The organism is Micromonospora sp. KC207, from assembly GCF_004348615.1.
Taxonomy (GTDB): Bacteria; Actinomycetota; Actinomycetes; order Mycobacteriales; family Micromonosporaceae; genus Micromonospora.
In genome coordinates, this window is the sequence record NZ_SMKJ01000278.1 from 1 (window position 1) to 9,398 (window position 9,398).

The 9,398-nt window shown below is 73.6% G+C and carries 10 protein-coding genes; 7 read left to right on the plus strand and 3 right to left on the minus strand.

Annotation, left to right across the window (positions count from 1 at the left end; translation table 11 throughout):
* Nucleotides 1-184 precede the first annotated feature (184 nt).
* Complete coding sequence (locus E1258_RS26285; RefSeq protein WP_132405832.1) at nt 185-397, plus strand: hypothetical protein; 213 nt, start codon at nt 185-187, stop codon at nt 395-397.
* Nucleotides 398-434: 37 nt separating this feature from the next.
* On the opposite strand, the gene E1258_RS26290 is transcribed toward E1258_RS26285, so the two are convergent.
* Entirely contained in the window at nt 435-878 is a 444-nt protein-coding gene (locus tag E1258_RS26290; protein WP_132405834.1) for a hypothetical protein, read from the minus strand.
* Nucleotides 879-1,044: 166 nt separating this feature from the next.
* Here E1258_RS26290 and E1258_RS26295 point away from each other — a divergent pair, with 166 nt between their 5' ends.
* A complete protein-coding gene (locus E1258_RS26295; protein WP_132405836.1) occupies nt 1,045-1,419 on the plus strand; it encodes a DUF6401 family natural product biosynthesis protein in 375 nt (124 codons plus the stop codon).
* 106 nt (nt 1,420-1,525) lie between these two features.
* Here E1258_RS26295 and E1258_RS26300 read toward each other — a convergent pair whose 3' ends face one another.
* The gene (locus E1258_RS26300) at nt 1,526-2,404 is read right to left on the minus strand and encodes a hypothetical protein (protein ID WP_132405838.1); all 879 of its coding nucleotides are present in this window, start codon (nt 2,402-2,404) and stop codon (nt 1,526-1,528) included.
* A gap of 211 nt (nt 2,405-2,615) precedes the next feature.
* Between E1258_RS26300 and E1258_RS26305 the strand changes: the two genes are divergently transcribed.
* The 4 genes from E1258_RS26305 (at nt 2,616) to E1258_RS26320 (ending at nt 7,684) form a co-directional block, all read left to right on the plus strand.
* The gene (locus tag E1258_RS26305) at nt 2,616-4,739 is read left to right on the plus strand and encodes a SpoIIE family protein phosphatase (RefSeq protein WP_132405840.1); all 2,124 of its coding nucleotides are present in this window, start codon (nt 2,616-2,618) and stop codon (nt 4,737-4,739) included.
* A 139-nt stretch (nt 4,740-4,878) separates the two neighbouring features.
* Complete coding sequence (locus E1258_RS26310; RefSeq protein WP_132405842.1) at nt 4,879-5,556, plus strand: HAD family hydrolase; 678 nt, start codon at nt 4,879-4,881, stop codon at nt 5,554-5,556.
* Between the two features lie 128 nt (nt 5,557-5,684).
* Nucleotides 5,685-6,962: a sodium:proton antiporter gene (locus tag E1258_RS26315; protein ID WP_132405844.1), complete on the plus strand. Its 1,278-nt coding sequence runs from the start codon at nt 5,685-5,687 to the stop codon at nt 6,960-6,962.
* 140 nt (nt 6,963-7,102) lie between these two features.
* A complete protein-coding gene (locus tag E1258_RS26320; RefSeq protein ID WP_132405846.1) occupies nt 7,103-7,684 on the plus strand; it encodes a helix-turn-helix domain-containing protein in 582 nt (193 codons plus the stop codon).
* Between the two features lie 115 nt (nt 7,685-7,799).
* Here the strand turns inward: E1258_RS26320 and E1258_RS26325 are convergent, their stop codons facing one another.
* The gene (locus E1258_RS26325) at nt 7,800-8,300 is read right to left on the minus strand and encodes a metallophosphoesterase (protein ID WP_132405848.1); all 501 of its coding nucleotides are present in this window, start codon (nt 8,298-8,300) and stop codon (nt 7,800-7,802) included.
* 161 nt (nt 8,301-8,461) lie between these two features.
* On the opposite strand from E1258_RS26325, the gene E1258_RS26330 reads away from it, so the two are divergent.
* On the plus strand, nt 8,462-9,398 hold a 937-nt coding region (locus E1258_RS26330; protein ID WP_243715699.1), incomplete at its 3' end, for a glycoside hydrolase family 6 protein.

The window sequence follows — 9,398 nt, forward strand, 5'->3', positions numbered from 1 at the left end:
GGGCGGCGTGGGGGTGGACACGATCGACCATCCTGCCGCACCGACCCGAGAACGACCATCAACTTCGCTCGCATCCCCCGAAGGGTCAATAAGTACGGTACGTGCATCCAGGAAACGGGACAGGTCATCCAGAATCGTCCGATCGGGTGACGGCGATCGGGGCGCGCCGCGCAAGACTTTCCGAATGCGACAGGGCTCCGGCTTCCTCACCGTTCGTCAGCGTCGTCTCGCCTGGCTCGGCTTCCTCCTCGCCGCCGTCCAGGCACCGGTCGCCGCCAAGTTCGCCACCGACGACTCGTGGCTGTTCAGCCTCTGCGTCGCCCTGATGGTCGCCACGGTGATCATCGCCGACGACGCCTCCCGACGTCGCCCGGTGAACGCCCGCTCCTCCGACTAGCTAGGTCGGGAGCCAACCCGTCCGGCCGTCGGCCGCGTCAGCCGCCGACCGGGCGTGCCTCGTGCCCCGGGCGACCCCGGGTACGCCGCCGCTCCTTCATCTCCGCCTCGTACAGGTGCCGCCGGCCGCCGGCCAGCTCGTCGCGGGCCTGCCGGTCGAGGTCCCGGAACAGGGCGTAGTACCCGTCGTCGAAGTCCTCGACGACCTGGAAGGTCCACCGGCCGGCGATCACGTTGCGACCGAGCAGGTCGGTGGCGATCCGGTCGGCGATCGCGTCGTGGCCGGCCGCGCGGAACCTTTCGACGACGTCGTCGAGCATCAGGTCGGCGTGGCCGAGGAGTTGGTGCAGCGAGTACAGGTGCCCGCGCACCCGCTCGACGGTTTCCAGCGCCTCGCTGAGCCTGCCGAGCGCCTCGACGGTGGCATCACCCACCCCGGCAGGGCGGCGGTGCCGCTCGTCGGGTTCGTCCTGCTGTCCCATGCGTTCCTCCCCGTACCGGACGCGCCGGTGTCGACCCGTTCTCCCTTCTGCCCCTCGCCGGCCGGATCAATCCTCCCGCCTCGGGTGCCGACCGATGGGTGGAGGAGGCGGGACCGGCCGAGCGGCCGAGGCGAGCACGGGTACCGGCCGATTAGCCTCGGTCCTCATGCGCGCGTCGTCGAACCATGTTCCGAGTCACTCCGCCGTGGACTCCGCCAGCGCCGCCCTGGCCGTCCTGGCGGTGTCGATCGGCACCGCCGGGCTCGCCGCCGCCGCCACCCGCCCCGGCCTGCTCGCCGAGATCGACCAGCACGCCGCCGCCGTCCGGGACAGCCTCGGCGGCGACCGCCGCCCGCTGACCGCAGCCGCGCTCGCCGGGTACGCCGAGGGCGTCCGGGACGCGGCGCGGGAGCACGGCTGGCAGCCGCCCACCCGCTCGGCGGACTGGTCGGCATCCGACTGGCTGCTCACCCGCCTGCTCGCGGTCTGTGCCCTGGCCCGTTCCCTGGGCGCCCGCCCGGCTGCGCCGCCGGCTCCCTGACCACACGCACGGCCTCTGTGACACACGCCCGCCGACGCAAACGCAGTGGGCGACCCGCACGACGGAGGAGGCCCGCGCGAGCCCCCTCCCCCTCGTGCTCCCCCGGTCAGCTACCCGGGCGACCGAACTGCTGGGTCTCGTCGCCCGGCATGTTGCCGGAGCGGTACGTCCCCTGCCCGCCCCGCGCGCCGGTCATCGACCCCTCGGGCATGGCCCGGACACGCTCGGCACCCGCCCGGTCGGCCATCCGCCGCTCGACGTCGCCCCGGCCGGCGGTCTCCGCCTGGCGGTGCTCCCGCAGCGCCCGGGACTCCGCGGCGGCCCGGTCGAGCCAGCCCTCCCAGCGGTTCTGCATCGGCCGCACCAGGCCACCGCCGACGCCGACGATCAGGATGCCGGCCACCGTGGCGAGCACTGCGATCAGCACCGGCGTGGTGACGGTCGTGGCGATGCCCACCTGGTTGAGCGCGGCGATGACGCCGAGCGCCAGGATGAAGACCGCCGTCAGGTCGGCCAGCACCCGGCCGTAGGACAGGCCGCCCAGGAAGCCGGTGACCAGGTCCCGCACCGCGTTGGCGATCGCGGCGGCCACCACCACGATGACGATCGCGATGAACGCCCGGGGCAGCCACGAGACCACCCCCCGGATCAGGTCGCTGATCGCGTTCGGCCCCCACACCCCGAAGGCGAACTGCAGGGTGAACAGCAGCACGGCGTAGTACGCCAGCTTCGCCAGGATGTCGCTGGCGTCATACTTGGTGCGTTCCAGCGCGCGCCGGATCCCACCCCGTTCGACCGCGCGGTCGAACCCCACCCGCTCCAGTGCCGCGTCCACGATCTTGAGGACCGCTTTGGCGATGAGCCACCCCACCACGAGGATCACGACGAACGCGATCGCCCTCGGGACGAAGAGCAGCACCGACCTCCACATATCGGTCAGGGCGTTACCGATGTCTACCTGCCCGACCGCGAGGGTTTTCTGCATGGTGTCCCTCCTGTCGCATGGACTTCGGCGCGCGCATACCCGCCTCGTCCCGGCGCACGCCGCGCGACGCGCACCGATTTTTCCGACATCTGCCTCCAGAACCACCCTGACCTGCGCTGACTGGCACCTGCCGCCGGCCCTGCGGGACCGTCGGACGCCGGGCGGCCCCGCGATCGGGCCGTGGGGCGGGCGCTCCAGCTAGGCTGCGGACATGCCAGGCACGGTCGGGCGAGTCCCCACGCCAGCAACGCCCGCCGCGGGGGCGTCCGCCTCCGACTCCGCCGGCGTCGTTCTCGGCCACTCCTGGGCCACGACGGCGCTCGGCCCGATTCAGCGCTGGGATCCGGCGGCACGCGGGGCGATCGAGCTGATCCTCGCCTCGCCGGTGCCGATGGCGCTCGCCTTCGGCGACGACCTCCTGCTGCTCTACAACGAGGCGTACGCGACGCTGATCGGTGACCGCCACCCGGGCGCGGTGGGCCGGCCGGCGGCCGAGGTGTTCGCCGACGTGTGGGACGAGCCGGGCGTCGGCGACGCGTTCGACCGGGCCTACCGGCAGGGCGAGTCCTCCCTGGAGCGGGAGGCCGTACTCCCGTTCGACCAGCCCCACCCCGACGCCCGCGCGCAGCCGGTGTTCACCCGGGGCCACTCCCCCGTACGGGACAGCGCGGGGCAGATCGTCGGGGTGCTGATCGTCGCCGCCGAGACCAGCCAGGTCACCGAGCAGTTGCAGAGCCTCGGCGACGTCGCCGCCGCCCTGGCGGGCACCCTCACCCTGGACGACGTGGCCCGGGTCGCACTGCGCTACCTGCTCACCGCGTTCGACGCCGACCGGGTCACCTTCGGGGTGGACGACGGCGCCGGGTGGCGCACGGTGCGGCGGGTACGCGGCGAGCTGCTGGACGAGGCCGACGAGCGGCTTCCCCCGCTGTGGCGGCGCTCGCCGGCCGAGTCCACCGGCCCGCTGATCGTCGCCGCGCGCAGCGGGGTCGCCCAGATCGTCTCCGACGGCCAGCCGCTGCGCGACGTCGCGGTGGACCGGCACGACCAGAAGGTCCGGGCCCTGGCCGCCCAGCCGCTGCGGACGTCGGCCCTACGGGGCGGGCTCACCGTCGGGTACCACGCGGTCCGGCCCTGGTCGGCCGCCGAGCGGGCCCTGCTGGCCGCCTCAGCCGAGCTGATCGGCCAAGCCGCCGAGCGCGCCCGCCGGTTCGAGACCCAGCACGGCACCGCCCAGCTTCTCCAGCGCAGTATGCTGCCGGAGCACCTGCCGGACCTGCCCCGGCTGCGGATCGCCGCCCGGTACGACGCCGGTGTCGACGGCAACGCCGCCGGCGGGGACTTCTACGACGCGTTCCTGCTGCCCAGCGGCGAGCTGGGCGTCGTCCTCGGCGACGTCGCGGGGCACGACGTGCAGGCGGCGGCCCGGATGGGCCAGGTCCGGGCGGCGCTGCGTGCGCTGGCGCTGACCGATCCGCGTCCCGACGCCGTGCTCGCCGGGCTGGACCGCCTGGTGGGCAGCCTCGGGGCCGAGACCGGCAGCCAGGAGCTGTTCGTGACCGTGGTCTTCGGGGTGGTCGACGCGCAGCGGGAACGGCTCACCCTGGCCACCGCCGGGCATCCCGCGCCGCTGGTGCGCCGGGGCGGGCCGGACGGCGAGCCGGTGGCGGAGTACCTGGACGTGCTGCCGGGCGCTCCGCTCGGGCTGGGCTGCGACCCGCGCACCACCACCGTCCGCTTCGCCCCCGGGGACACCCTGCTGCTGTTCAGCGACGGCGTGATCGAGCGGCGGCGGCAGAGCCTCGCCGCCGGTTTGGACAGCCTCGCCGGGGCCGTGGCCGACGCGGCAAGCGGCGACCCTCGGGCGCTGTGCGCGGTGGCGATGGCGGCCGTCGCCGGCCCCACGGAGGACGACGTCGCGGTGCTGGCGGTGGAACACGCGCTGATTCCCAGCCGCTCGGCGAGCGTGGAGGTGCCGGCGGAGCCGACCGCGCCGAGCCGGGTGCGGCACTGGATGACCGCCCAGCTCACCGACTGGGGGGTGCCCGAGGGCGTGGTCGGGGCCGCGGTGCTGTGCACCAGTGAGCTGACGACCAACGCGCTGCTGCACGCCGGCACCGCCGCCCGCGTCGAGATCGACCTCAGCCCGGAGCGGTTGCTGGTGTCGGTCGCCGACTCCGGAACCCGGGGCACCGTGACCCGGGCCCGGACCGACACGTTGAGCAGCCGGGGCCGGGGCCTCGGCCTGATCGAGCAGCTCAGTGACGCCTGGGGCACCGACCCGACCGTGCGCGGCTCGACCGTCTGGTTCGAGATCCTCATCCCGCCCGGGTAGCACGAATCCGCCCGCATAGCACGATCCCGCCCGGGTAGCACGATCCCGATCCCGACCCGGGGGCACGATCCCCGGGTGGCAGGCGAACCGGTCGATCAGCCGCGCTTCGCCGCGTCGCCGACCGGGTAGGAGGGCACACATGACCATCGACAATCCCTGCGGCGTCCTCTTCGACGTCGACGGCACCCTGGTCGACACCACCTATCTGCACACGGTGAGCTGGTGGGAGGCGCTGCGTCAGGCCGACCAGCCGGTGCCGATGGCGGCCATCCACCGCGCCATCGGAATGGGCTCCGACAAGATCCTGGGCCACCTGCTCGGCCCGGAACGGGACCGCAGCGCCGACGGGAGGCTGCGCGACGCCCACAGCAGTCTGTACGGCGAGTACTGGGAGCGGCTGACCCCGCTGCCGCGCGCCGCCGACCTGCTGCGCGCCTGCGCCGGGCGGGGGCTGCGGGTGGTGCTCGCCACCTCGGCCCCCGCGCACGAGGTGGGGGCGCTGCGCCGGGCGCTGGACGCCGACGACGTGATCGCGTCGGTCACCTGCGCGGCCGACGCCGACCACAGCAAGCCCGCGCCGGACATCCTGGTCGCCGCGCTGGAGCAGTCCGGCCTGAACGCGTCCCGGGTGGTCTTCGTCGGGGACTCGGTCTGGGACGTCGCCGCCGCCGGCAAGCTGGACATCCCGTGCGTGGGGCTGACCTGTGGCGGCACCAGCCGGGGCGAGTTGGCCGGGGCGGGTGCGGTGGCCGTCTACGACGACCCGGCGGCTCTGCTGGGCGCCCTGGCGGACTCCCCGGTCGCGGCGCTGGGCTGACCGCCGGCCCGTGCGCCACCGTGACGCGGGCGCATCGGTTGCGAGCAGTACGCATACGGCGACCGCCGACGGGGCAAGGTCCGTCACCTCTCACCCACACCTCGCGGGTGGGGTGGAGGAGTGGTGTCGTGGAGCCCGTAGACGTCTCGTTCGCGGTGGTGGGGTTGAGTGCCCTGCTGGCCGGAATCCTCCCCCGGGTGTTGGAACGCCGCCCCCTGTCGATGCCGATCGCGTTCCTCGGCCTGGGCATGCTGGTCTTCGTTCTCCCGACCGGGCTACCCAACCCCGACCCGCTGAAGTATCCCCAGGTCGCCACGCACCTCACCGAGATCGGCGTGATCGTCGCGCTGATGGGCGCCGGGCTGAAGATCGACCGGCCGCTGAGCTGGGCCCGGTGGTCGTCCACCTGGCGGCTGCTGGCGATCGCGATGCCGCTGTGCATCGCGGCGGTGGCGCTGCTGGGCTGGTGGTGGGCGGGGCTGGTGCCGGCCGCCGCGCTGCTGCTCGGCGCAGCGCTCGCCCCGACCGACCCGGTGCTCGCCTCCGACGTGCAGGTCGGCGAGCCGACCGACGTGGAGGACTCCGAGGACGAGGTGCGGTTCGCGCTGACCAGCGAGGCCGGCCTCAACGACGCTCTGGCCTTCCCCTTCGTATACGCGGCCATCGCGATCGCCACCGCCGGCCTCACCCCGCGCGAGTGGTTCGCCGACTGGTTCACCGTCGACGTGCTGTACAGGCTGGCCGTCGGCATCGGCGGCGGGCTGCTGGTCGGTTGGCTGCTCGGCAAGCTGTTCTTCCGCGCGCCCAGTGAGCTGCGGCTGGCCCGGCACGCCGAGGGGTTCCTGGCGCTGGCCGCGACCTTCCTGGCGTACGGGCTGGTCGAGGTGGTGGGCGGTTACGGCTTCCTGGCCGTGTTCGTGGCGGCCCGGGCGATCCGGTCGGCGGAGCGCACCCACGAGTTCCACTCGGTGCTGCACGACTTCGCCGAGCAGGTCGAGCGGCTGCTGACCGTCCTGTTGCTGCTGCTGTTCGGCGGCGCGGTGGTCGGCGGGCTGCTCGCCCCGCTGACCTGGCCGGCGGCGCTGGTCGGGTTGGCGCTGGTCTTCGTGATCCGGCCGCTGGTCGGCTGGCTGTCGCTGCGCGGCGCGCCGGGTCGGCCGGCGGAGCACTGGGTGATCTCGCTGTTCGGCATCCGGGGCGTCGGCTCGTTCTACTACCTGGCGTACGCGACGACGAAGGCCGACTTCCCGCAGGCCGCACTGCTCTGGGCCACGGTCGGCCTGGTGGTGATCGTGTCGGTGGTGGCACACGGCGTGGCCGCCACCCCGGTCATGCGGCTACTCGACCGCAAGGGCGAACGCACCGCCCCCCACTCCCGCGATCTTGCACTTGCGGCCCCGGAATAACCAACAAAGGGCCCAGCCGCGGACCTGCACGGCGCCCCGGCAGGCTTGCGGCAGCGGGCCGGGCCGGGCTCGTGGGGATGAGCGACGGCCTTGCCAATCTGGCAAGCGCGTCAGATGAGCCGGTCTGGCAAGCTCGTCGCATGACCGACGACCTGGACCGGGCGCTCGCCGACGTCGGGCCCCGGCTGCGGGCGCTGCGCCGGCAGCGCGAGACGACGCTTGCCGAGTTGTCGGCGGCGACCGGCATCTCGGTGAGCACCCTGTCGCGGCTGGAGTCCGGCACCCGTCGGCCGACCCTGGAGCAGTTGCTCCCGCTGGCCCGGGCGCACGGGGTGACGCTCGACGACCTGGTCGGCGCCCCGCCCACCGGCGATCCGCGCATCCATCTTCGCCCGGTCACCCGGCACGGCATGATCATGCTGCCGCTGACCCGCCGGGCCGGCGGCATCCAGGCGTACAAGCTGGTGATCCCGGCCGGCAGCGGTCGCCGGGAGCCCGACCCGCAGACCCATGAGGGCTACGAGTGGCTCTACGTGCTCAACGGCCGGCTGCGGATGGTGCTCGGCGAGCGGGACATGATCCTCTCCCCCGGCGAGGCGGCCGAGTTCGACACCCGCGTGCCGCACTGGTTCGGCGCCGCCGACCCCGAGCCGGTCGAGTTTCTCAGCCTGTTCGGCACCCAGGGCGAGCGCGCCCACCTGCGTGCCCGCCCGAGGCAGTGAACCGACCGCCGGCAGGATAGCACCGGAGCCGGCGAGCCGGGGGCAGCGAACCGGAGCCGGCGAGCTGCCAGCGTGATGCGGGCGGTGCGCCGGCGTCGGTAGCCGGCACCGGCGGTCAGGGCGGGGGGAGGCGATGCAGCTCGACGCGGTCGAGTCGCCCCGACGCCACCCGCGCCGTCAGGTAGGTGGCGTGCGGTTGACGCCGTCGGTCGGTCGGGGAGCCGGGGTTGAGCAGGCGCAGCCCGCCGGGGGCGACGGTGTCCCACGGGATGTGCGAGTGGCCGAAGACGAGCAGGTCGCAATCGCCGTACGCGGCGGCGCAGCGCTGCTCGCGGCGAGCGCTCGGGCCGGTTTCGTGCACCACCGCGACCCGCAGGCCGGCTAGCTCGACGCGGGCCACCTCGGGCAGCCGGGCCCGCAGGTCGGGGCCGTCATTGTTGCCGTACACCCCGACGAGCCGGCGCGCCCGGTCCCGCAAGGCATCGAGGAGCGCGACGTCCACCCAGTCCCCGGCGTGCAGCACCACGTCGGCGGCGTCGACCGCCGCCCAGAGCGGCTCTGGCAGGTCGCGGGCCCGTTTCGGCACATGGGTGTCGGCCGTGATCACCAGGCGCATGCCGCCATTGTCTCTCTTCACGAACCGGAAGATGGCGTCACAGGGTCTTCACATGCCGGTAATGGACGCGTACCTTGTCGAGAAAGCATGGGAGCGCTTCCACGCATACTCATCAATAATGGAGGACGACGTCAATGAGAAGCAGACCTGCGCTCACAGCCGTGGCTGCCAGCGCACTCACCGCCGCCGTCGCGGTCGGCATCCTCGGCGGCACGCCGGCCTCCGCCGCCGACTCCGCGTTCTACGTCGACCCTCAGGCCAGCGCCGCCCGCTGGGTCGCCGCCAACCCCGGCGACTGGCGGGCAGCCGTGATCCGGGACCGGATCGCGGCCGTGCCGCAGGGTCGCTGGTTCACCACCACCAACACCTCCACCGTACGGGCCGAGGTGGACCAGTTCGTCGGGGCCGCCGCCGCGGCGCGAAAGATCCCGATCATGGTGGTCTACAACATCCCGAACCGGGACTGTAGCGGTGCCAGCGGTGGCGGCGCGCCCAGCCACAGCGCCTACCGGCAGTGGGTGGACCAGGTCGCGGCCGGCCTGGCCGGGCGACCCGCCACGATCGTGCTGGAGCCCGACGTCCTGCCGATCATGACGAACTGCCAGAACGCCAGCCAGCAGGCCGAGACCCGGGCGTCGATGGCGTACGCCGGCAAGAAGCTCAAGGCCGGCTCGGCGCAGGCGAAGGTCTACTTCGACGCGGGCAACTCGGCGTGGCTGCCCCCCGCCGACATCGCGTCCCGGCTCAACGGCGCGGACATCGCCAACAGCGCCGACGGCATCTCGCTGAACGTGTCGAACTACCGCACCACCGCCGAGTCCGTGTCGTACGCCAAGCAGGTCATCGCCGCCACCGGCGTGTCCCGGCTGAAGGCCGTGATCGACACCAGCCGCAACGGCAACGGCCCGGCCGGCTCCGAATGGTGCGACCCGCCGGGGCGGGCGATCGGCACGCCGAGCACCACCGCGACCGGCGACTCGGCGATCGACGCCTTCCTGTGGGTGAAGCTGCCCGGTGAGGCCGACGGCTGCATCGCCCCGGCCGGCCAGTTCGTCCCGCAGCGGGCGTACGACCTGGCAATCGCCGCCGGCCCGGTCC

Bases quoted from the DNA above. Each gene is read 5' to 3' on its own strand.
- E1258_RS26285 (WP_132405832.1), top strand. From the start codon at position 185: ATGCGACAGGGCTCCGGCTTCCTCACCGTTCGTCAGCGTCGTCTCGCC.
- E1258_RS26290 (WP_132405834.1), bottom strand. From the start codon at position 878: ATGGGACAGCAGGACGAACCCGACGAGCGGCACCGCCGCCCTGCCGGG.
- E1258_RS26295 (WP_132405836.1), top strand. From the start codon at position 1,045: ATGCGCGCGTCGTCGAACCATGTTCCGAGTCACTCCGCCGTGGACTCC.
- E1258_RS26300 (WP_132405838.1), bottom strand. From the start codon at position 2,404: ATGCAGAAAACCCTCGCGGTCGGGCAGGTAGACATCGGTAACGCCCTG.
- E1258_RS26305 (WP_132405840.1), top strand. From the start codon at position 2,616: ATGCCAGGCACGGTCGGGCGAGTCCCCACGCCAGCAACGCCCGCCGCG.
- E1258_RS26310 (WP_132405842.1), top strand. From the start codon at position 4,879: ATGACCATCGACAATCCCTGCGGCGTCCTCTTCGACGTCGACGGCACC.
- E1258_RS26320 (WP_132405846.1), top strand. From the start codon at position 7,103: ATGACCGACGACCTGGACCGGGCGCTCGCCGACGTCGGGCCCCGGCTG.
- E1258_RS26325 (WP_132405848.1), bottom strand. From the start codon at position 8,300: ATGCGCCTGGTGATCACGGCCGACACCCATGTGCCGAAACGGGCCCGC.